This window comes from Methylobacterium oryzisoli, from assembly GCF_046557895.1.
GTDB classification, from domain to species: Bacteria; Pseudomonadota; Alphaproteobacteria; order Rhizobiales; family Beijerinckiaceae; genus Methylobacterium; species Methylobacterium oryzisoli.
Genome location: NZ_JBKIBX010000006.1, coordinates 140631 through 162843, shown reverse-complemented (window position 1 = coordinate 162843; position 22213 = coordinate 140631). Strand labels below are relative to the sequence as shown.

Genomic DNA, 22213 nt, shown 5'->3' with positions numbered 1-22213 from the left:
GCGCTGACCTCAACGGCCGGTCTGGGCCGCGTCCGCGAGCGACAGGGTGCTCCAGCGCGTGATCTGCACGAAGCCGTCGCGCGCCGCCACCACCACGTGGCGGCGGTGGCGGTGGACGATGCTGCCGGGGGCGTACCGATGGGCCTCGATCCAGCCCCGGGCCTCCGAGACGTAGACCCGCGCCTCGCCGAGCCGCGCCACCGTCTCGATCGCCCCGAAGGCCCGGACCCGGCGCAGCACGTCGCCGACCCCCTGCCGGAAATCGAGGGTGCGCTCGGCATCGGTGATCCGCGGCCAGTAGGCGCCGTCCCCCTGCGGCTCGGCCGCCCGCCAGCGGGCCGGGAGGTCGCGGGCGATCGGCCCGGCGGCGAGGCGCATCGCCGCCATCTGGCAGCGGGCGAGCAGGGTCTCGTGGCTCTCGTCGGGCGAGAGCCCGAAGACCTCCTGGGCCAGGATGTCGCCGGTGTCGAACCCGTCCTCGGCGAGCACGTGCGCGGTGACGCCCCAGCTCTCGTACGAATCGAGGATCGCCTTGAACAGCGGATAGGGCCCGCGCCCGTTGGGCAGGGGCGAGGGATGCAGGTTGAGGGCGTAGCGCACCCGGCCCGGCCAGCCGGTGATCAGCCAGGGATAGCCCGCGACGACGAGTGCCCAGTCGCGGCCGTGCTCGGCGGCGAGCGCGTCGAGGTCGCTGGCGCGCAGGCGCGAGAGCTGGATCGGGATCCGGTGGCGGCGGGCCTGCGCCACCACGGTCTCGTTGTGGTCGTAGAGGCCGTCGCACGGCCGCGTGAACAGCTTGATAGGCCGCCAGCCCGCGCCCGTCAGGGCCTCGAAGACGCCGCCGAGAAAGTCGATCCCCGCGAAGGCGAACTTCATCCCGTCTCCCCTCCGGCCGCCGGGCGGTCGCTCCCCCCTGCGGCGGTTGAGCCCGGCTGTCGCGGGCCGCCTGCGCCATACCTAGGCACCATCGCGCGCGCTGTCCCGTACAAACCGGGCCGAGCGCTGCGCGATCACGTGACGCGGGCGGGGGAGACGGCATGGCGCGGGTCCTGATCTACGGCGGCACCGGCGGCATCGGGCTCGCCACCGCCCGCGCCCTGCGGGCGCGCGACATCCCGCTCCACCTCGTCGCCCGCGACGCCGCGAGCCTGGAACAGGCGGCGGCCGACCTCGGCGAGACGACCATCACGGCCGGGGACGTCACCGACCCGTCCCTGTTCGCGCAGGTGGCCGAGGCGGCGGGCGGCGAACTGGCGGGCCTCGTCTTCGCGGTGGGCAGCATCACCCTCAGGCCGATCGGGCGCCTGACGCCGCAGGACATCGAGGCCGATTTCCGCCTCAACGCACTCGGCGCCTTCCTGGCCGTGCAGGCGGCCGCCCCGGCCCTCAAGGCGGGGGCGGGCGAGGGCACGAGCGGCGTCGTGCTGTTCTCGACGGTGGCGGCAGCGCAGGGGTTTTCGGCGCACGCCTCGGTGGCGATGGCCAAGGGCGCGGTCGAGGGCCTCGCCCTCTCGCTCGCCGCCGAACTCGCCCCGAGCGTGCGAGTGAACGTCATCGCCCCCTCCCTCACCCGCACCACCCTCGCCCGGCCGCTCACCGCCAACGAGACCGTGGCGAACGGCATCGCGGCCATGCACGCGGTGCCCCGGCTCGGAACGCCGGAGGATGCGGGCACGCTCGCGGCCTTCCTGGTCTCGGACGATGCGGGCTGGATCACCGGCCAGGTGATCGGCGTCGACGGCGGGCGCTCGACCGTGCGCACCAAGGGCTGAGGTGCAGAGGCCGATGGGCAGCCTCCGCCTCGTCCTCGGCGACCAGTTGCACCCGCGCCTCGCGGCCCTGACGGATCTCGATCCGCGGACCGACACGGTGCTGATGGTCGAGGTCGCCGAGGAGACCACCTACGTCCGCCACCACAAGCAGAAGATCGCCCTCGTCCTCTCCGCCATGCGCCACTTCGCGCAGGAGCTGCGCGCGCGCGGCGTCGCGGTCGATTACGTGGGGCTGGAGGACGAGGGCAACACCGGCTCGTTCACGGGGGAACTCGTCCGTGCGGTCGCCCGTCACCGGCCCGGCCGCGTGGTCGTCACCGAGCCCGGCGAGTGGCGCGTCTGGACCATGATGCAGGGCTGGCGCGAGGACCTCGGCGTGCCGGTGGAGATCCGGGCCGACACCCGCTTCCTGTGCCCCCGCGACGCCTTCGCGCGCTGGGCGGAGGGGCGCGAGAGCCTGCGCATGGAGACCTTCTACCGCGCCATGCGCCGCCGCACCGGCCTGCTCATGCGGGACGGCGAGCCGGTGGGCGGGCGCTGGAACTTCGACCACGACAACCGCCGCCGCCTGCCCGCCGACCACCGGCTGCCGGAGCGGCTGCGCTTCCCGCCCGACGCCGTCACGCGCGAGGTGATCGCGCTGGTGGCGCGGCGCTTCCCCGACCATTTCGGCGATCTCGACGCCTTCGGCTGGCCGGTGACGCGCCGCGAGGCGCTGCGGGCGCTCGCCCACTTCCTCGACGCGTGCCTGCCCGCCTTCGGCGACTACCAGGACGCCATGCGGGCGGACGCGCCGTTCCTCTACCACGCGCTCATCGCGCCCGCCCTCAACCTCGGGCTTCTCGACGCCGAGGAGGTCTGCCGGGGCGCCGAGCGGGCCTACGAGGAGGGGCACGCGCCGCTCAACGCGGCCGAGGGCTTCATCCGCCAGATCCTCGGCTGGCGCGAATACGTGCGCGGGCTCTACTGGGCGCGGATGCCGGACTACGCCGCCACCAACGCGCTCGGCGCGGAGCGCGACCTGCCCTGGTTCTACTGGTCGGGGGAGACGGCGATGCGCTGCCTCGCCGACAGCGTGCGGGCGACCCGGGTCCACGCCCATGCCCACCACATCCAGCGCCTGATGGTGCTCGGCAACTTCGCGCTGCTCGCCGGCGTGCAGCCCGCCGCGCTGGAGGAGTGGTTCCTCGCCGTCTACGCGGACGCCTACGAGTGGGTGGAACTGCCCAACGTGCACGGCATGGCCCTGTGGGCGGATGGCGGCGTGCTGGGCTCCAAACCCTACGCGGCGTCGGGCGCCTACATCGACCGGATGTCGGATTACTGCCGCGGCTGCGCCTTCGACGTGCGCCTGAAGGAAGGCCCGGCCGCCTGCCCGTTCAACGCGCTCTACTGGAACTTCCTCATCGCCCACGCGGACCGGCTCCGGTCCAACCCGCGCCTCGCCATGCCCTACCGCACCCTGGACCGGATGAGCGAGGCCCGCCGCCGCGCCATCGAACGCGACGCGGCGCGGTTCCTGGCCGCCCTGTCAGAGGGGTCTCCAGAGCGTGAGCGCCACGTAGAGACCCGGACGCCGGATCTGTTCCTCGAGCAGCCAGCCGGCTGACAGCCGCGCCCGTAGGCCCGCGAGGCCGGCATCGGTGGCGTGGAGGCCGAGGCTCCACTTCCGGTAGCCGGTGCGGTCGGCGTAGAGCGAGGCCTCCGGCCCGAGATAGGCGCCGAACGCCTGCCAGCCCCAGGACACCCGGCCCCAGACATCCGCACGCGCGCTGCCCGCGATCAGCGTCGCGGTCGCGAGCGTTCCGGCCACCGGATGCGCCCAGATCTCGCCGTGCACGCGCAGGCCGACCCGCAGCGGCCGTCCCGGCCCGGCGCCGCCCACGATCTCGGTCCCCGCCTCGGGTCCGGCGAACAGGGCCGTCATCCCCCAATCGTGCACCCATTGCCACCCCGCCACGGCGTAGCCGGCGGCCGTATGACGCATCACCCGCGGCGGGCGCGAGGACGCGTCCGGCTGCGAGCGGTCGCGTTCGGTCCGCGCCCCGTAGCCGAGGCCGGCGAGAAGCGTGAAGCCGCTCGCCGTCAGCCCGGCCGGGCCGTGCTTGAGGCCGGTCTGGACGAAGGCAGAGCGGCCTGCATCGAGGCTGCCGAACAGGATCGTGCGGGCCTCATTCCGCTCGTCGGCCTGGACGGGCAGCGGCGCGCACGCACCCGCCGCGGCCCAGGCCAGGGCCGCGCCGAGCGAAGGGGAGCGGGACGAAGCCCAGATCGGCACGCCGACACCGCAAGCAGGAAGCGAAGATCGGAAAACTGTATTCCATCTCTCCTTGCGTCAACACATCCCATTCACAGAAAATTAACGTGTGCGGGCGACGCAACGGTCGCCTTGCCGTCCGCCTTGCCGGGATCGCAGGCAGGAGCTATTCGGCGGGCGCCACGGCTGCGCACCGTGCTAGCAGTCCATCGCAAGTGCTGCCAAAGCCTTGTCATTGAACAGAAAAGCTGAAATTCACGCTTGAGGTTAACCGATCGTTCATTCCATCATCGGAGCCTGTTCCTGCTCATGGCGGCAACCGTCCTGAACTGGGCGGGAAAGGAGGTCCGATGGTCTCGAAGGAGTTCGTGCGTCAGATCGAAGGTTACGGGCTGACCACGGCCCAGATCATCTATCGGATCCCCGATCATCCGGGCGTGCTGCAGACCTACGTCTGGCAGGAATACGACCTCGCGCCGCGCTTTCCCGTCCTGCACGACTTTCTGGCGTTCTGGGAGCGCGAGCTGGACGGACCGCTCCACTCCGTGCGCGTGTCGCATTCGTGCCTGATCAAGCCCGCCGAGTTCCGCGCCGTGAACGGAGTTCTGACGCTGCACTGAACCGCCTCGTTTACGCCCGTTTGCTCAGCTTGAATGCCGCCATCGCCCCGCGCGGGGCAGCGGACGGCATCGGGATGACGATCAGGCGAGCAAGGATGGAGACGCCCGGCAGCGTCCGGATGATGCCGGCGCAGCGCGACACGCCGTCCGCGGGTCGGAGCTCGGTCCGTCTCGGCTTGGCCCCAGAGGCAGATCAGGATAGAGCGGACGCCGCCCCCGAGGCAGCGGACGGCCGGAACCCCTTGAACTCGACTGCACGAACCTCTGAAGTGCTGACCGTACTGGCCGCGCAGGACACGGAACGGCTGACCGTGCGCGACATCGTGGCGGTGCTGCGCGACCGGGCCTTCGCCCTCTTGGTGGTGCTGCTCGGGCTGCCGAACTGCCTGCCGATGCCGCCGCCGATCCCGCTGATCTGCGGCCTGCTGCTCGCCCTGGTGGCGGCGCAGATCGCCGCCGGGATGTCGGCGCCCTGGCTGCCGCGCGCACTCCTCAGCCGCTCGATCGCCCGGGCCGACCTGCAGCGGGCGGTGGCCCGCGCGGTCCCGCTCCTGCGCCGACTGGAGCGCTGGTCGCGCCCGCGCATGCGGGTGTTCGAGAACGACCTCGGCATGCGGGCGATGGGGCTGCTGCTCCTCGCGCTCGCCCTGGTGCTGATCGTGGCCGCGCCGATCGTCGGCCAGATCCCGCTCGGGCTCGCCGTGTCGCTCGTCGGCCTCGGCCTCGTCGAGCGCGACGGCGTGGTGGTCATGGCCGGCCTCGCCGTCGGCGTGCTCGGGGTGCTGCTCAATCTCGGCTTCGTCTACGCGGTGTTCAGCGCCGTCGCCGGGCTGCTCAACCTCGGCGCCGCCTCGACCAGCCTGTTCTGATACCAACGGCCCAGGATGCTGACGCATCGATCTCGATCCCGGGCAGGCCCGGGATCGACGGGGCCGTTGAGTTATCTCGAATTTTCGACATCAAGCCCAGAAGTCCGGGATCCTGGGCTTGACGAAAATTCGAGAGCGGAACCAACGGTCATTGGAAATGACCGTTGGTATGACGGGCCGGCTCAGGGCTTGGCGCCCAGGGCGGCCAGCATCTCCGGCGTGTCGACGTCCACGAGGGCGCCGGAGCCGTCCGCCGGCCAGTCGAGCACGTCCGGGCGCCCCGCGAGGATCGGTCCCGCGCCCCGGTCGCCGCTCAGTCGCGCGAGGTCCTCCGCCAGGATCCGGCGGTTGAGGAGCACCGGATTGCCCCGCCGCCCCTCCCAGACCGGGACGATCGCGGCGGGCTTCGGCGCGGCGGCCCGGAAGGCGTCGGCGAGGCCCCGGATCAGGCCGGGGGAGACGCACGGCATGTCGCCGAGCAGGATGATTGCGCCGGCCGCCGCGTCCGGCAGGGCCGCGAGCCCGGCCTGCAGCGAGGTCGCCATCCCGTCCGCGTAGCAGGGATTCTCGACGAGTTGCAGATCGAGGCCGGCCAGCGCCGCCCGCACCCGCGCCTGCGCGTGGCCGAGGACGGCCACGACCGGACCGGCGGCGGCCGCGAGCGCCGCCTCCGCCGCGTGGCGCACCAGCGGCTTGCCGTCGAGATCGGCGAGCAGCTTCGGGGCGGCCCCGAACCGCGTGCCGCGCCCGGCCGCCAGCAGCACGAGGCCGACCGGCTCCTCGGTCACTCCCCCTCCTCCGGCGCGCCGCCGGAGCGCGGCTGCGGCCGGGAAACGATCTCCATCAGCAGGCCGCCGACCCCCAGGCGCACGATGTCGGCGCGCCCGACCGGCAGATCGGCCAGCAGGCGGTGGAGCACCCAGTCGAAGCCGTTCTCCTTGGGCGAGCGGGCGCAGCCGGGCGCGCCGATCACCGGCCTCCCGTCGAGGTCGCCGATCAGCAGCAGGTTGCCCGGATCGACCGGCATGCCGAAATGCGCGACGCGGCCCCCCGCCCCCTCGATCCCTGCCGGGATCACGTCGCGCCGGTCGGCGATGGCGGAGGCGCCGAACACCACCGCGAGATCCGCGCCGCTCTCCGATACCGCCCCGCGCAGGGCCGCGGCCACCGCCTCGGCCGCGTGCGGCACGCGCGTCTCGCCGACGATCCCGGCCCCGGTCGGCGCGAGGCGCTCGGCGAAGACCCGCAGGGTCTTGTCCACCACGCTCGGCTTGAGGCCGGGCAGCAGGGTCGAGATCACGGCGACGCGCCGGCGCCGGTAGGGGGCCACGGCGAGCGCCGGGCGCGGCACCGCGGCGAGCGCCCGGTGCAGGGTCTCGCCCGGCACCGCGTACGGGATGATCTTGACGGTCGCCACCATCTCGCCGGGCACGACCGGCTTGAAGGGCGCCAGCGTCGCGAGGGTCACGGCCTCGTCGATGGCGTTGACGGCGTCGATCGCGCCGACGTCGAGGCACAGCACGCCCGCCTGCGCCGCGTGCAGGTTGGCGCGGCCGGTGAAGGGGGCGGCGACCTCCAGCCCCTCCCCCGCGACCGCCTGCGCGATCGCCCGCGCCGCCTCGTCCTCGCCGACATCCTCGGCGTCGAGGGCGACCGCGATCACCTGCTCGACGCCCGCCGCGGCGAGCCGCGCGGCCTCCTGCTCGCCGATGCGGCTGCCCTTGCGCAGCACGACGTCGCCCGCCCGCACCGAATGGGCCGAGACGAGCCCGACCGAGGCCGCGACCGGGACCGGGCCGAACCTCATGGGGTGTCCTTGCGCAGGGCCGCGATGATCTCGGCCAGCACCGAGACCGCGATCTCGGCCGGGCTCACGGCGCCGATGTCGAGTCCGATCGGCGCGCGCAGGCGGCCGATCGCCGCCGCGCCGAGCCCGGCCTCGGCCAGCCGCTCGACCCGCTTGGCGTGGGTCTTCCGGGAGCCGAGGGCGCCGACGTAGAAGCACTCCGCCCGCAGGGCCGCGGCCAGGGCCGGGTCGTCGATCTTGGGGTCGTGGGTCAGGGCCGCCACCGCCGTGTAGCGGTCGAGGGGCGGCAGCGCGGAAAGCGCCTCCTCGGGCCACTGGGCGAGGAGCGGCACGTCGGGGAAGCGCTCGGGCGTCGCGAAGGCCGTGCGCGGGTCGATGATGGTCACGTCGAGATCGGTGAGCGCCGCCATCGGGGCGAGCGCCTGGCTGATGTGCACGGCCCCGATCACGATCAGGCGCGGCGGCGGCACGTGGACGGTGAGGAAGACCTCGCCGCCTTCGGCAGGATCCCTTTGCGCGAGCCCGCTCTTGCCCGAGCGCAGGCGCGCCGCGAGGTCGGCCGCCAGGGGATCGGCGGCGATCTCCGCCTCGTGCACGAGGCGCTGCGCGCTGCCGTCGAGAGCCGTGACCAGGATCGCGGCGCGGCGCGCGGCGCGCGCGGCGTTGAGGGCCTGGAGGAGGTCCAATCTCATCGCGTGCCTCCCGCGCGCCGGCCGGCCATCACGCCACCCGCTCGACGAGGACCCGGATACGCCCGCCGCAGGAGAGCCCGACGCGCCACGCCGTCTCGTCCGCGACGCCGAATTCGAGCACGCGGGGGCGCCCGTCCTCGATCACTTCCACGGCCTCGGTGATGACCGCGCCCTCGACGCAGCCGCCCGAGACCGAGCCGAGGAAGTTGCCCTCTTGGTCGATGGCGAGGTGGCTGCCCACCGGGCGCGGGGCCGAGCCCCAGGTCTCGATCACGGTGGCGAGCGCCACGCCGCGCCCGGCCTCGCGCCAGCCCTGGGCGGCCGTGAGGATGTCGGTGTCGGTGGTGAGCATCGAAGGTCTCCCGCGCCCCCGCGAGGATGATCAGCACAAGGTAGGTGTCAGCCCACGCGGCGCAACCAAGCGCGCGGGTCGTCCGTGCGGGTCGGCCCTGCGCCGATCGCACGGCAGAGATCCTCCATCGCCGCGAGGCTGTGGATCGGCCGGAAGTCGTGGACGTGCGGCAGCATCGCCCGGATGCCGCCGGCCCGGGCCTCGAAGCGGTCGAAGCGCAGGAGCGGGTTGAGCCAGACCAGCCGGCGGCAGGAGCGCTTGAGCCGGTCCATCTCGAAGGTGAGGTCGGGCGTCACCTCCCGCTCCAGCCCGTCGGTGAACAGCAGCACCACCGCGCCGCCGCCCAGCACCCGGCGCGACCAGTGCCGGTTGAAGCCGTGCAGCGCCTCGGCGATGCGGGTGCCGCCCTCCCAGTCCCGCGCCCGGGCGCTCGCCCGCGCCAGCGCCTCGTCGGGGTCGCGGCGGGCGAGTTCGCGGGTGATGTTGGTCAGCCGCGTCGCGAAGACGAAGCTGTGCACGCGCCGTCGCTCGCTCAGGGCGTGCAGGAAATGCAGGAAGAGGCGGGAATACTCGGCCATCGAGCCCGAGATGTCGGCGAGCGCCACGACCGGGGGCGGGCGCTCCCGGGGGGCGCGGAACGCGAGGTCGATGCCGCCATAGGCCCGGATCGTGCGCTGGAAGGTGCGCCGCGGGTCGATGCGCCCGCGCGCCCGCGCCTCGAAGCGCCGGGTGCGGGCCGCGTCGTCGGGCAGCCGCAGGGCGGCGATCAGCCGGCGGGCCTCGGCCACCTCCTGGGCGCTCATCTGGGCGAAGTCCTTCGCCTTCAGCACCTCGCGCTCGGAGACCGAGAGGGTCGCGCGCACGACCGTCTCGTCGCGCTGGACCTTGGGCTTGGGCGCCTGTTTCGGGCTCAGCGCCTCGCGCACGCGCAGCGCCCCGGCCTTCGGCGGCTCGGGGCCGCGCTCGGGGGCCACGGGCGACATCTGGGCGATCAGCTTCTCGATCAGGTCGCGCCGCCGCCAGAAGAGGCGAAAGGCCTCGTCGAACAGGATCGTGTGCTCGTGCTTGCGCACCAGCACCGCGTGAAGGGTCCAGTAAAAATCCTCGCGCGTGCCGAGGCCGGCCGCCTGCACGGCCTCGACCGCGTCGATGACGTCGCCGGGTCCCACGGGCAGGCCCGCGGCCCGCAGCGCCCGGGCGAAATAGGCGATGTTGTCCGGCAGCCGCCCGGTCATCGCGCGCCCGCGCGCACCTCGTCGAGCAGCGCCTTCGCCCGTCCGCCCTGCATCGCCTGGATGTCGTCCTGGTACTTCAGCAGCACGCCGAGGGTGTCCGAGACGAGCGCGGGATCGAGGGCGACCGCGTCGAGTTCGACGAGGGCGGTCGCCCAGTCGAGCGTCTCGGCGACGCCGGGCGCCTTGAACAGGTCCTCCTTGCGGATCGCCTGCACGAAGGCGACGACGTCGCGGGCGAGGGCGGCCGGCGCCCCGGGCACGCGCCGCGTCAGGATGGCGAGTTCGCGCTCCGCGTCCGGGTAGTCGACCCAGTGGTAGAGGCAGCGGCGCTTGAGGGCGTCGTGGATCTCGCGGGTGCGGTTCGAGGTCAGCACCACCACCGGCGGCTCGGGCGCGCGGATCGTGCCGAGTTCGGGGATCGTGACCTGGAAGTCCGAGAGCACTTCGAGCAGGAAGGCCTCGAACGCCTCGTCGGTGCGGTCGAGTTCGTCCACGAGCAGCACCGGCGCCCCGCCCTCCCCCGGCTCCAGCGCGCGCAGGAGCGGGCGGCGGATCAGGTAGCGCTCCGAAAAGAGGTCGGATTCGAGCCGATCGCGGTCGACGGTGCCGCCGGCCTCGGCGAGGCGGATCGCCATCATCTGCCCGGCATAGTTCCACTCGTAGACGGCGGCCGCGACGTCCAGGCCCTCGTAGCATTGCAGCCGGATCAGCGGGCGCCCGAGCCCGGCGGCCAGCACCTTGGCGATCTCGGTCTTGCCGACGCCCGCCTCCCCTTCGAGGAAGAGCGGGCGGCGCAGCTTCAGGGACAGGAAGACGACGGTGGCGAGCGCCCGGTCGGCCACGTAGCCGGCGGAGGCGAGGAGCGCGAGAGTCGCGTCGATGGAAGCGGGCAGGGTCATGCCGGCACCGCGCCGGTATCCGGTCCAGGCCCCGAAGCCGGCTCGTACCGCTTCACCACGATGCTGTCGGCCCGCTCGCGCATCGCATGCGCATCGAACCAAGCCTGCATGTGCAGGAGCGTGTCCATGCTCACGCCGAACGCCTTCTCGACGCGGAGCGCCATTTCGGGCGAGAGGCCGGCCTTGCCGTTGAGAAGGTCGGAGAGCGTCGCGCGGCGCACGTCGAGGATCTCCGCCGCCTTGCCGACCGACAGATCGAGGGGCTCGATCACTTCGGCGCGGATGAACTCGCCGGGGTGTGCCGGTTTCATTCCGATCGGGATCGGCGATCCAGCCATCAATGGTAATCCTCCAGATCCAGGTTCGCGATCTCGCCCTCCTCAATATCGAAGGTGATCCGCCAATTGCCAGAGACCGAGATCGACCACGTGCCGCTGCGGTCACCGGTGAGCTGATGGATGCGCCACCCTGGCGGGCCGCGAAGGCCCTCGATGTCCGCAGCGGCGATCAGCGCGGTCAGCACGTTGCGAACGCGCGCGACGAGGTCGGGCCTGAGCCCGCTCCTGTCGTCGCTCCCGATGAACCGCCGAAGGCCCCGGTGCCTGATGCTGCGCAGCTTCATGCCCGCACATCTGTACGGTTTTACCGTACAACATTCAACCGGGACGCATGGCCATCGCCCGACCATGCGTGCCCGTCATGCCGGACACGGGACCGCCGTGCTCCTACCGGTCGGTCGCCGCCTGCACGGCCCGGCGCGCCATCACGCCGATCAGGTGCGCGCGGTACTCCGCATCCGCGTGCAGGTCGCTGATCAGGTCGTCCGCCGGGGCCTTGAGGCCGTCGAGGGACTTCGCCGAGAAACGCTTGGCGAGGGCGTCCTCGGCCTGCATCCAGCGGAAGACGCCGTTCGAGCCCGCCCCCGTCACGGCGACGCGGATGTCGCTCGGACGCTTGGCCACGAAGACGCCGACGAGGGCGTAGCGCGAGGCCGGGTTGCGGAACTTCTCGTAGGCCGCCTTGTGCGGGATCGGGAACGAGACCCCGGTGACGATCTCGCCCTCTTCCAGCGCCGTCTCGAACAGCCCGCGAAAATACTCCTCGGCCGGGATGCGGCGCTTGCTGGTGATGATCGTGGCGCCGAGCGCGAGGCAGGCGGCGGGATAATCCGCCGAGGGGTCGTTGTTGGCCACCGAGCCGCCGATCGTGCCGCGGTGGCGCACCGCCGGGTCGCCGATCAAGGCGGCGAGTTCGGCCAGGGCGGGAATCGCCCCCTTCACGTCGGCCGACTCCGCCACCGCCCCGTGGGTCGTCATGGCGCCGATGGTGACGGCGCGCGGCGTGCGCTCGATCCCGACGAGGTCGGGGATGCGCCCGAGATCGATCAGGTGGCCGGGCGCCGCGAGGCGCTGCTTCATGGTCGGGATCAGGGTGTGCCCCCCGGCCACGATCTTGGCATCCTCCTTGGCGACGAGGCTGAGCGCCTCCTTGAGGGTGGCGGGGCGGTGATAGTCGAAGGCGTACATCGCGGGTCCTCCCCGTTCACTCGGCGGCGATGGGCTGCGGCTGGCGCGCGCTCTGGGCGGCGCGCCAGACGGCAAGGGGTGTCGCCGGCATCGCGATATTTTCGTGGCCGAGCGCGTCGGTGAGTGCGTTCATCACGGCGGCGGGCGCCGCGATGGCGCCGGCCTCGCCGCAGCCCTTGATGCCGAGCGGGTTCGACGGGCAGGGCGTGACCGTCATGCCCACCTCGAAGGACGGCAGGTCGGCGGCGCGCGGCATGCGGTAATCCATGAAGCTCGCCGTCACGAGCTGGCCCTCCGCGTCGTAGACCGCGCCCTCGAACAGGGCCTGCCCCACGCCCTGCGCGATGCCGCCATGGACCTGCCCCTCGACGATCATCGGGTTGATGATGGTGCCGAAATCGTCCACGGCGGTGAACCGCTCGATGGTGACGTGGCCGGTGTCGGGATCGACCTCCAGCTCGCAGACGTGCATGCCGGCCGGGAAGGTGAAGTTGGTGGGATCGTAGAACGCCCCCTCCTTCAGCCCCGGCTCCAGCTCGGCGCCCGTGAACTTGTGGGCGATGTAGGCCTGGAGGGCGACCTCCCCGAAGGCGAGCGAGCGGTCGGTGCCGGCCACCGAGAAGCGGCCGTCCTTGAACTCGATGTCGCCCTCGCCCGCTTCGAGGGCGTAGGCCGCGACCTTGCGGCCCTTGGCGATCACCTTGTCGAGCGCCTTGGCGATGGCCGACATGCCGACCGCGCCCGAGCGCGAGCCGTAGGTGCCCATGCCGAACTGCACCTTGTCGGTGTCGCCGTGCACGATGTTCACGCTCTCGATCGGCACGCCGAGGCGGCCGGCGACGAGCTGCGCGAAGGTGGTCTCGTGGCCCTGGCCGTGGCTGTGGGAGCCGGTCAGCACCTCGATGGAGCCGGTCGGGTTGACGCGCACCTCGGCCGATTCCCACAGGCCGACGCCCGCGCCGAGCGCGCCCACCGCCTGCGAGGGGGCGATGCCGCAGGCCTCGATGTAGGACGAGAAGCCGATGCCCCGCAGCTTCCCGCGCCGCGCGCTCTCGCGGCGCCGCTTGGGGAAGTGCTTGTAGTCGGCCGCCTCCAGCGCCTTGTCGAGGGAGGCTCCGTAATCGCCGACGTCGTAGTTCATGATGACCGGCGTCTGGTGCGGGAAGGTCTTGATGTAGTTGCGCCGCCGGAACCGGGTCGGGTCCTGCCCGATTTGGCGCGCCGCCACCTCCACCATCCGCTCGATCACGAAGGTCGCCTCGGGGCGGCCGGCGCCGCGATAGGCGTCCACCGGGGCGGTGTTGGTGTAGACGCCGTCGACCTCGCAGTAGATCGCCGGGATGTTGTACTGCCCCGAGAGCAGGGGCGCGTAGAGATAGGTCGGCACCGAGGAGGCGAAGGTCGAGAGATACGCCCCGAGATTGGCCACCGTGTGCACGCGCAGGCCCAGGATGCGGCCGTTCTCGTCCAGCGCCATCTCGGCGTGAGTGACGTGGTCGCGCCCGTGCGCGTCGGCGAGAAAGGCCTCGGTGCGGTCGCTCGTCCACTTCACCGGCCGGCCGACCTTCCTGGCCGCCCAGACGCAGACCGTCTCCTCGGCGTAGATGAAGATCTTGGAGCCGAAGCCGCCGCCCACGTCGGGCGCCACCACCCGGAGCTTGTTCTCCGGCGCGATGCCGATGAAGGCCGAGAGCACGAGGCGGGCGACGTGCGGGTTCTGGCTCGTGGTGTAGAGGGTGAACTGCTCCTCGGCCTCGTCGTACTCGCCGATCGCCGCGCGCGGCTCGATCGGGTTCGGCACGAGGCGGTTGTTGACGATGTCGAGGCTGGTGACGTGCTTGGCCCGCGCGAAGGCCGCATCCACCGCGCCCTTGTCGCCGAGGTGCCAGTTGAACACCACGTTGTCGGGCGCGACCTCGTGCACGGCGGTGGCGGCGCCCTGCGCCTTGCCGGTCTCGACCACGGCGGGGAGCGGGTCGTACTCGACCGTGATCGCCTCGGCCGCGTCGCGCGCCTTGGCAAGGCTCTCGGCCACCACCACGGCGACGTGGTCGCCGACGTAGCGCACCTTGCCCTGGGCCAAGGCCGGATGCGGTCCGGCCTTCATCGGGCTGCCGTCCTTGGAGTGGATCATCCAGCCGCAGATGAGGTTGCCGACCTTGTCGGCCGCCAGATCCTCGCCCGTGAACACGCCGAGCACGCCCGGCATGCCGCGGGCGGCCGAAGCGTCGATGCTCCGGATGGTTGCATGCGCGTGCGGCGAGCGCAGGAAGTAGGCGTGGGCCTGGCCCGGCCGGTTGAAGTCGTCGACGTACCGGCCCTTGCCGGTGATGAAGCGCTGGTCCTCCTTGCGGCGCACGGGGGCGCCGATGCCGCTCGCGGTCATGTTCCTCTCCCGTCACTCGTCGATTCAGGCATCGCTCCGGCCTCTGGCGGGCCGGTGGGGGCTCGGCGCTATTCGGCCGCCTGCCGGGTGGGCTCCTGGCCCATGGCGGTGGCCCCGGCGGCGATGGCCTTCACGATGTTGTGGTACCCGGTGCAGCGGCAGAGATTGCCCTCCAGCTCGTGCCGGATGGTGGTCTCGTCGAGGGCGTGGCCCTTGCGGCGCACGAGGTCGACCGCGGTCATGATCATGCCCGGCGTGCAGTAGCCGCATTGCAGGCCGTGATGCTCGCGGAAGGCCGCCTGCATCGGGTGGAGGTCGCCGCCCGCGGCCAGCCCCTCGATGGTGGTCACCTGCCGGCCGTCCGCCTGCACGGCGAGCAAGGTGCAGGCCTTCACGGCCTCCCCGTCGAGATGCACCACGCAGGCGCCGCACTGGCTGGTGTCGCAGCCGACATGCGTGCCGGTGAGGCGCAGGTGGTCCCGAAGGAAATGCACGAGCAGCGTGCGCGGCTCGATCTCGGCGGTCACGGCCTTGCCGTTCACCGTCAGGCTGACGGAGCTCATGGATGCTTCCTCCTCTCGCCGGCCCCCTGGACCCGTGGGGACGGGTCCCGTTCTGGCGCGTTCGGGGCGGGCGCCCGCTTCGTTGAGAATTGGACCAAATCGAGTGTCAACCGGCCGCGCCGGCCGGTCAAGACGCTTGCGGCTGGACCTTTGGCCGCCGATGCGCGCGGTTTCGCGCCCGCGAAGGAAGCAATCCGATCGCGCGCCGCCCGGATCGCGCGAGCAGCCTGAACGGGAACCGAGGAGGAAATACGACTTGTAGCTGCGCTCCCGCCGCGAGCGGTTCGCAGACGGTCAGGGCCGGCAGGTCACCGGCAGGACCAGAGCGGCGACCGGGCCCGCCGCCGCCCCCACGCTCCGCGGCGCGGCCTCCTGCCCCTGGCCGAGCCCGGCGCCCTCCGCGCCCAGGAGGCCGCGCAGGGCGTCGAGGCCGGCGACCGGGTGGGTCATCGGCGGCATCACGCCCGCCACGAGCCGCGGCTGCGCCGGCATGCGGGCGACGAGACCGACGAGCCGCCCGGCCCGGTCGAGCACGGGCGCGCCGGCAGCGCCCGGCTGGAGCGGGGCGGCGAGCCCACCCGGACCGGCCGTGCCGGTCGTGACCGAGGCCCCGCCCTCCCGGGACGCCGCGACCACCACGACCTCGCCCTCCGGGGCTCCGGGCGCGGCGGCGAGCGATCCCGCCCGTACGGCGGCCCCGGCGTCGAGCAGCGCGAGCCCCGCCTCCTGGCGAAGCAGACGGGCCGGGGCGCCGCCCACGAGCGGGGTCGCGCAGGCGCCGAGCGCGGAGGCGGCGGTGACCGCTCGCCGCGGGGCGACCACGAGCGCCGTCGCGGCGACCGTCGTGGCGGCGACCGCGGCTGCAGTCGGGGTCGCGGCCGGGGGAGCATCGGCCGGGCGGGGACCTGCGGCCACCGGCGCGTCGGCCGGGAAGGGCGCGAAGCTGTTCGCCACGGCGATCATCAGGCGGTCGACCTCCCGCGCCAGCGCCTTGTCGTAGGCGAGGGTGAAGCCGCGGACGCCCTGGCTCGCGGCGGCGTAGCGGATGTAGAATTTTCCGGCCGCCGTCTCGCCCGTCACCACCACGAAGTCGGGCTTCTTGAGCTTGTAGGTCACCTTGCGCTCGGGCGTGACCGCGGCGGCCCGCTCGAACAGGGCATCGAGGTCGCTCTCGCCGGGGGCATACGCCTTGGTGTCGAGGGTGACGCGTCCATCCGCGCTCTGCCAGCGCGTTCCGTTCGGGATGCGCGACCGCCGCGAGAGCAGCCGCTCCGGCACGCCGAGCACGATGCCGGTATTGGCATCCGTCTCCACCGAAAACTTCGCCGCCTGCCGGGCGGCCTGTCCGGCGGCCAGCAGCCGCGCCCGCGCCCGGTCGTCGAGCTGGCCGGTCGGCTCGGCACCGGTCTGCGTCTGCCACCCGGTGATCCCCTCGAAGGTGCGCCGGCCGAAGGCACCGCTCGTCACGCTGTTGTAGTCGCTGACCCAGACCAGGGCGTCCTGCACCGCCTTGCGCTCGGCCTCCGGCCGCGCCTCGAAGGCGGCGCGGGCCGCCTCGAACACCGGATCGACCGCGGCGGGCGGGCGCGGCGGCGCGGCGGGCCGCGGCGCGGGCGCTTGTGGCACCTGGGCCGACGCCGCCGCGCCCGCGAGCAGGACGGCGCAGGCCGGAAGCAGGCGGACGAGGCGCGGCATCGGGGGGGATCTCCGGGGGCGGACCGTGGTCGCGGCACCCAGCTTGGCAGAGGCCGGGGCCAACATCCAGCGGCAGGGCACGCGGAGCGTTGCGGCGGCGCGCCCGAGTGATACCTTCCGGCCAGGGAGAACAGCGCGGGGCCGATGATGTCGACAGCCACCCGGACGGGGCGCCTCGCGGCCGCCCTCGCTTTGGTGCTCAGCCTCGCGGTGCCGGCGGCCGGGCAGGCGCCTGCCTCGCCCCGCGCCGCGGCGCCCTCGGCGCTCGCCCCGGCGCAGAAGGGCTTCGTGCGCCAGAACCTCGCCAGCGAGGCGGTGCGGCTGGAGGCCCAGATCAAGGGCGAGACCGCCCCGAACGTGCAGAAGCCCGCCGCGCAGTGGCGGCGCGAGGCCGAGGCCCTGTCGAAGGACGACGACAACGACGGCGCGCTCGCCGCCTACGCGGGCGCGGTCGCGGCCGAGCCGGGCGACTGGCGCAACTGGTACGCGCTGGCGCAGACGGCGAACGGCGTCGAGAACGACGATTACGACGAGAACCAGAAGCTGCGCCTGCGCGCCCGCGCCGCCGCCTACATGGCCTATCAGCGCGCCGCCGCGCGGGCCGACGAGGCCAAGGCGCTGGCGCTCCTGGGCCAAGTGCTGGCCGAGCAGGAAACCTGGCGCCCCGCGCTCGACGCCTACCGGGCGAGCCTCGCGCTCGCCGACACCGCCGAGACCCGCAAGACCTACGAGGATCTGCGCGAGAAGCACGGCTTCCGCATCACCGGCTACACCGTGGATTCGGACGCGGCCGCGCCGCGGGCCTGCTTCACGCTCTCGGAGCCGCTCTCGGCCAAGACGGACCTCACGCCCTACGTCGCGGTCTCGGGCGCGGCCAACGCCGCCGTGACGGCGCAGGACCAGCAGGTCTGCGTCGACGGCCTCCGGCACGGCGAGCGCTACGCCGTGGTGCTGCGCCAGGGCCTGCCCTCCGCGACGCCCGGCGAGAGCCTGCTGAAATCCGCCGACTACGAGATCTACGTCCGCGACCGCCAGCCCCAGGTGCGCTTCACCGGGCGCAACTACGTGCTGCCCCGCACCGGGCAGGCGGGCGTGCCGCTCGTCTCCATCAACGCCCCGAAGCTCGACGTCGAGGTGCTGCGCATCGGCGACCGCGGCCTCCTGCCGACGCTGCGCTCCGAAGAGTTCCTGTCGCAGCTCACCGGCGCCACCGCCCGCACCATCGCCCGCGAGAAGGGCGTGCAGGTCTGGAAGGGCACGCTCGACACCGTCAAGGCCGAGCCCAACCAGGAGGCGGTGACGGCCTTCCCGGTCCTCCAGGCGGTCGGCAAGGTGGAGCCGGGTCTTTACGTGATGCTGGCGCGGCCGAGCGAGACCACGGCGCTCGCCGACGAGGAGGGCGGCTACGACACCCAGGCGACGCAGTGGTTCGTGGTCTCGGATCTCGGGCTCACCGCCTTCAAGGGGCGCGACGGCATCCACGTCTTCGCCCGCTCGCTCGCCTCGGCCGCCACGGTGCCGAACGCCGAGATCCGCCTCGTGGCGCGCAACAACGAGGTGCTGGGCACGAAGACGACCGACCGCCAGGGCCACGTCGCCTTCGATCCGGGCCTCGCCCGGGCCGAGGGCGGGCTCGCCCCCGGCCTCGTCGTGGCGCGGCTCGGCGACGATTACGGCTTCCTCGACCTCTCGCTCAGCGCCTTCGACCTCGCCGACCGGGGCGTGAAGGGACGGCCCGCCGCGGGCGCGGCGGAGGCCTACGTCTTCCCCGAGCGCGGCGTCTACCGCTCGGGCGAGACGGTGCAGATCACCGCGCTCCTGCGCGACGCCAAGGGCGTGGCGATCACCGGGCTGCCGCTGACGCTCGTCGCCAAGCGGCCGGACGGCGTGGAGTACCGCCGGGCACTGGTGGCCGATGCGGGGCTGGGCGGACGCGCCTTCTCCCTGCCGCTGCTGCCGGGCGCCCAGGCCGGCACGTGGCGGGTCGCCGCCTATACCGACCCGAAGGCCGCACCGGTCGGCGAGACGAGCTTCCTCGTCGAGGATTACGTGCCCGAGCGGCTGGAGGTGACGCTGGCCCCGCAGGGCGCGGCGCTGCGGCCCGGCCAGCCGGCCGTGATCGACGTGGCGGCGCGCTACCTCTACGGCGCCCCCGGCGCGAACCTGCAGGTCGGCGGCAGCGTGGCGGTGCAGGCCGCGGCCGCGAGCGGCATCGCGGGCCTCGACGGCTACGCCATCGGCCTCGACGACGAGAGCGTGGTGCCGACGAGCGCCGAACTGGACGAGCGGGCGACCACCGATGCGCAAGGCAAGGCCGTGGTGCGCGCACCCGTCCCGGCCCTGTCGGCGCCCCGCCCGCTCGAAGCCCGGATCTCGCTGCAGGTGGGCGAGCCGGGCGGCCGGGCCGTGCAGCGCAGCGTCACCCTGCCGATCCTGCCCGCCGGCCCCGTGGTGGCGGTCCGCAAGACCTTCGGCGACCTGCGCGAGGGGGCGACCGCGACCTTCGATATCGTCGCGGTCACGCCGGACGGCGCGCGCCTGCCGGCCGGGGCCGCGTCGTGGAGCCTCGTGCGGGTGGAACGAAATTACCAGTGGTACCGCGCGGACGGGCGCTGGTCCTACGAGCCGGTGAAGACGACGCGCCGGATGGCGAACGGCACCGTCGAGCTCTCGCCGGCCGCGCCCGCGCGCGTCGCCGCGCCGGTCGATCTCGGCACCTACCGGCTGGAGGTGCAGGCCGCGGGCGCGGCCAGCGCCGCCGTGACCTTCAGCGTCGGCTGGAGCGGTACTGAGAGCGCCGACGCGCCCGACCTCCTCGACCTCACCCTCGACAAGGCGGCCTACGCCGCGGGCGAGACCCTGCGGGCGCGGCTGAGCCCGCGCTTTTCCGGCACCGCCACCGTGGCGGTGGTGAGCGACCGGGTGCACGAGATCCGCACCCTCGACGTGGCGGCGGGCGGCGCGGCGGTGGAGATCCCGGTCAAGGCGGAGTGGGGCGCGGGGGCCTACCTCGTCGCCACCGCCTACCGTCCCCTCGACCAAGCGGCCAAGCGGCTGCCGGGCCGGGCGCTCGGCCTCGCGTGGTTCTCGGTGGACCGCGCGGCGCGCGGCCTCGACGTCGCCGTGGAGGCGCCCGCCAAGGTCCGCCCGCGGGGCGAGCTGCGCCTGCCGATCCGGCTCGCGAACCTCAAGCCCGGCGAGGAGGCGCGGGTGACGGTGGCGGCGGTCGATGTCGGCATCCTCAACCTCACGCGCTACGCCAATCCCGACCCGTTCGGCTTCTTCTTCGGGCAGAAGGCGCTCTCGGCCGAGATCCGCGACCTCTACGGCTACCTCATCGACGGGATGCAGGGCACGCTCGGCGCCATCCGCTCGGGCGGCGACGGCGGCTCGGCGAACCTCGCCGACGCGCCGCCGACCCAGGAACCGCTGGTGCGTTTCTCCGGCGTCGTCACGGTGGGGCCGGACGGGCGGGCGGAGGTGAGTTTTCCGCTGCCGGCCTTCAACGGCACCGCCCGCGTCATGGTGACGGCCTGGACGGGCAACCGGGTGGGCGCGGCCTCCGCCGACGTGCTGGTGCGCGACGCGGTGGTGGTCACCGGCACGCTGCCGCGCTTCCTCAACGTCGGCGATCGCTCGCGCCTGCACGTCGCCCTCGACAACGTCGAGGGGCCGGCGGGGGACTACGCGGTCGATCTCGACCTCGCCGGGCCGGTGGTGGTCGCGGCCGACGCGCTCGGCCGCACGCTGCGCCTCGCCCCGGGCCAGAAGGGCGCGATCGAGATTCCCGTGACGGCAGCGGGCCCCGGCCTCGCCCGGATCGACCTGCGGCTGACGGGGCCGGGCCTCGACGCGCCCGCGGGCCAGAACTTCGCGCTGCGCATCCAGCCGGGCACCGGGGCGCTGGTGCGCCGCACGGTGCGCCCGCTCGATCCGGGGGCGAGCCTCACCGTCTCGGGCGACCTCTTCGCCGAGATCCTGCCGGGCACCGGCTCCCTCGCGGTCTCGGCATCCCCGCTCTCGGGCCTCGACGTGCCGGCCCTGCTCCAGGCCCTCGACCGCTACCCCTACGGCTGCACCGAGCAGATCGTCAGCCGCGCGATGCCGCTCCTCTCGGCCAACCGGCTCTCGGCGATCGAGCGGCTCGCCCTCGACGAAACGATCGACGAGCGGGTGCGGGGCGCGATCGAGCGGGTGCTCGCGCGCCAGGATTCGGGCGGCAATTTCGGCCTCTGGTCGGCCAGCGGCGCGGAGGACATCTGGCTCAACGCCTACGTGGCCGACTTCCTCACCCGGGCGCGCGAGCGCGGTTTCTCGGTGCCGCAAACCGCCTTCACCCTGGCGCTGGACCGGCTGCGCAACGCCGTGGCCAACACCAGCGAGGTGAACGGCGGGGGCATGGACCTCGCCTACGCGGCCTACGTGCTGGCGCGCAACGGCCGGCCGGTGATGGGCGACCTGCGCTACCTCGCCGACACGAAGCTCTCCGAGTTCGCGACGCCGCTGGCGCGGGGCCAGATCGCGGCGGCGCTGGCGCTGCTCGGCGACCGGGGCCGGGCCGCGAAGGCGTTCGACTCCGCCGTCTCGGCGCTCCGGACCGAGCGCGACAAGTCCGAGTACCGGGCCGATTACGGCTCGCGCCTGCGCGACGGGGCGGGCCTGATCGCGCTTGCGGCCGAGACGGGGCTGGCCCGCGACAGCATCGCACCGCTCGGCGCCATCGTCGGCGAGGAGCGGGGCGCGAACCGCATCACCAGCACGCAGGAGAACGCCTGGATGGTGCTGGCCGCCGCGGGCCTGGCCAAGGAGGCCGAGACGATGGCCTTCGCGGTGGACGGCGAGACCCGCACCGGGCCGCTCTACCGCAGCTTCAAAGCGGCGGTCCTCGACGCCAAGCCGGTGACGATCACCAACCGCGGCACCGCGACCGCGCAGGTGGTGCTCGGCATCTCGGGCAGCCCGATCGCCCCAGAGCCGGCGGAAGCCCGCGGCTTCACGCTGGAGCGCAGCTACCACCGGCTCGACGGCTCCCCGGTCGACCTCGCTCAGGTCCGCCAGAACGACCGGCTCGTCGTGGTGCTGAAGGTGACGGAGGCGCAGGCCCGCGCCGGCCGCCTCCTCCTCGTCGACCGCCTGCCCGCCGGCCTGGAGATCGACAACCCGAAGCTCCTCGACGCCGACGCGGTCTCGGCGCTGGCCTGGGTGAAGTCGGAGGTGCAGCCGACCCACACCGAGTTCCGCGACGACCGCTTCGTCGCGGCCTACGAGCGCGATCCCAACCAGTCGGCCTTCTTCACGATCGCCTACACGGTGCGGGCCGTGACGCCCGGCCGCTACGTCCACCCGGCCGCCAGCATCGAGGACATGTACCGCCCCGAACGCTACGGCCGCACCGCCTTCGGCGCCCTGGAGGTGGGGGCGAGCCGGTGAGTGCGGGGTCGGTGCGGTTCACGGTTCCATCGTCGTGGAACCGCGGGATCCCCTCTCCCGTGCGGGAGAGGGGTAGGGGTGAGGGTCCCGGGAGGGATCAGCAAGAAGAC

At 73.2% G+C, this 22213-nt stretch carries 19 protein-coding genes; 5 read left to right on the top strand and 14 right to left on the bottom strand.

From position 1 onward, the window contains the following. Positions 1-9 precede the first annotated feature (9 nt). Positions 10-876, bottom strand: a complete 867-nt coding sequence (locus tag ACKUB9_RS08635) for a formyltransferase family protein (RefSeq protein ID WP_407520586.1) — start codon at positions 874-876, stop codon at positions 10-12. 161 nt (positions 877-1037) lie between these two features. On the opposite strand from ACKUB9_RS08635, the gene ACKUB9_RS08630 reads away from it, so the two are divergent. Continuing rightward, on the top strand, positions 1038-1772 hold the full coding sequence (locus ACKUB9_RS08630) for an SDR family NAD(P)-dependent oxidoreductase (protein ID WP_407520588.1): 735 nt from the start codon (positions 1038-1040) through the stop codon (positions 1770-1772). A gap of 13 nt (positions 1773-1785) precedes the next feature. Beyond that, a complete protein-coding gene (locus ACKUB9_RS08625) occupies positions 1786-3381 on the top strand; it encodes a cryptochrome/photolyase family protein (RefSeq protein ID WP_407520590.1) in 1596 nt (531 codons plus the stop codon). Here ACKUB9_RS08625 and bcsS read toward each other — a convergent pair. After that, a complete protein-coding gene (gene bcsS, locus ACKUB9_RS08620; protein WP_407520592.1) occupies positions 3304-4050 on the bottom strand; it encodes a cellulose biosynthesis protein BcsS in 747 nt (248 codons plus the stop codon). The two genes, ACKUB9_RS08625 and bcsS, sit on opposite strands and share 78 nt — an antisense overlap. 329 nt (positions 4051-4379) lie before the next feature. Here bcsS and ACKUB9_RS08615 point away from each other — a divergent pair, with 329 nt between their 5' ends. Further along, the gene (locus ACKUB9_RS08615; RefSeq protein ID WP_407520594.1) at positions 4380-4649 is read left to right on the top strand and encodes an usg protein; all 270 of its coding nucleotides are present in this window, start codon (positions 4380-4382) and stop codon (positions 4647-4649) included. Positions 4650-4891: 242 nt separating this feature from the next. Further along, positions 4892-5518: an exopolysaccharide biosynthesis protein gene (locus tag ACKUB9_RS08610; protein WP_407520596.1), complete on the top strand. Its 627-nt coding sequence runs from the start codon at positions 4892-4894 to the stop codon at positions 5516-5518. 182 nt (positions 5519-5700) lie between these two features. On the opposite strand, the gene ACKUB9_RS08605 is transcribed toward ACKUB9_RS08610, so the two are convergent. The 12 genes from ACKUB9_RS08605 to ACKUB9_RS08550 all read right to left on the bottom strand — a co-directional run bounded on the left by ACKUB9_RS08605 (position 5701) and on the right by ACKUB9_RS08550 (position 16673). Next, positions 5701-6306, bottom strand: coding sequence for a nucleotidyltransferase family protein (locus ACKUB9_RS08605; RefSeq protein ID WP_407520598.1), 606 nt, complete (start codon positions 6304-6306; stop codon positions 5701-5703). Next, positions 6303-7325, bottom strand: a complete 1023-nt coding sequence (locus ACKUB9_RS08600; protein WP_407520600.1) for a molybdopterin-binding protein — start codon at positions 7323-7325, stop codon at positions 6303-6305. The genes ACKUB9_RS08605 and ACKUB9_RS08600 overlap by 4 nt, the downstream gene beginning before the upstream one ends. Next, a complete protein-coding gene (locus ACKUB9_RS08595; protein ID WP_407520602.1) occupies positions 7322-8017 on the bottom strand; it encodes an XdhC family protein in 696 nt (231 codons plus the stop codon). The genes ACKUB9_RS08600 and ACKUB9_RS08595 overlap by 4 nt, the downstream gene beginning before the upstream one ends. A gap of 28 nt (positions 8018-8045) precedes the next feature. Then, positions 8046-8369: an XdhC family protein gene (locus ACKUB9_RS08590; protein ID WP_407520605.1), complete on the bottom strand. Its 324-nt coding sequence runs from the start codon at positions 8367-8369 to the stop codon at positions 8046-8048. Positions 8370-8416: 47 nt separating this feature from the next. Beyond that, positions 8417-9604 carry a vWA domain-containing protein gene (locus ACKUB9_RS08585; RefSeq protein ID WP_407520607.1) on the bottom strand — a complete coding sequence of 396 codons (1188 nt, stop codon included), beginning with the start codon at positions 9602-9604 and terminating at the stop codon, positions 8417-8419. After that, complete coding sequence (locus ACKUB9_RS08580) at positions 9601-10503, bottom strand: AAA family ATPase (RefSeq protein WP_407520609.1); 903 nt, start codon at positions 10501-10503, stop codon at positions 9601-9603. The genes ACKUB9_RS08585 and ACKUB9_RS08580 overlap by 4 nt, the downstream gene beginning before the upstream one ends. Further along, on the bottom strand, positions 10500-10841 hold the full coding sequence (locus ACKUB9_RS08575) for a HigA family addiction module antitoxin (protein ID WP_407520611.1): 342 nt from the start codon (positions 10839-10841) through the stop codon (positions 10500-10502). The genes ACKUB9_RS08580 and ACKUB9_RS08575 overlap by 4 nt, the downstream gene beginning before the upstream one ends. Next, positions 10841-11125, bottom strand: a complete 285-nt coding sequence (locus ACKUB9_RS08570; protein WP_407520613.1) for a type II toxin-antitoxin system RelE/ParE family toxin — start codon at positions 11123-11125, stop codon at positions 10841-10843. The genes ACKUB9_RS08575 and ACKUB9_RS08570 overlap by 1 nt, the downstream gene beginning before the upstream one ends. 103 nt (positions 11126-11228) lie before the next feature. Next, on the bottom strand, positions 11229-12029 hold the full coding sequence (locus ACKUB9_RS08565; RefSeq protein WP_407520615.1) for an FAD binding domain-containing protein: 801 nt from the start codon (positions 12027-12029) through the stop codon (positions 11229-11231). Between the two features lie 16 nt (positions 12030-12045). Then, a complete protein-coding gene (locus ACKUB9_RS08560) occupies positions 12046-14415 on the bottom strand; it encodes a xanthine dehydrogenase family protein molybdopterin-binding subunit (RefSeq protein ID WP_407520617.1) in 2370 nt (789 codons plus the stop codon). A 68-nt stretch (positions 14416-14483) separates the two neighbouring features. Further along, complete coding sequence (locus ACKUB9_RS08555; RefSeq protein WP_407520619.1) at positions 14484-14978, bottom strand: (2Fe-2S)-binding protein; 495 nt, start codon at positions 14976-14978, stop codon at positions 14484-14486. Positions 14979-15272: 294 nt separating this feature from the next. Beyond that, the gene (locus ACKUB9_RS08550) at positions 15273-16673 is read right to left on the bottom strand and encodes a S1 family serine peptidase (protein ID WP_407520621.1); all 1401 of its coding nucleotides are present in this window, start codon (positions 16671-16673) and stop codon (positions 15273-15275) included. Between the two features lie 147 nt (positions 16674-16820). On the opposite strand from ACKUB9_RS08550, the gene ACKUB9_RS08545 reads away from it, so the two are divergent. Further along, a complete protein-coding gene (locus ACKUB9_RS08545; RefSeq protein ID WP_407520879.1) occupies positions 16821-22103 on the top strand; it encodes an alpha-2-macroglobulin family protein in 5283 nt (1760 codons plus the stop codon). The last annotated feature ends 110 nt before the right edge of the window (positions 22104-22213 follow it).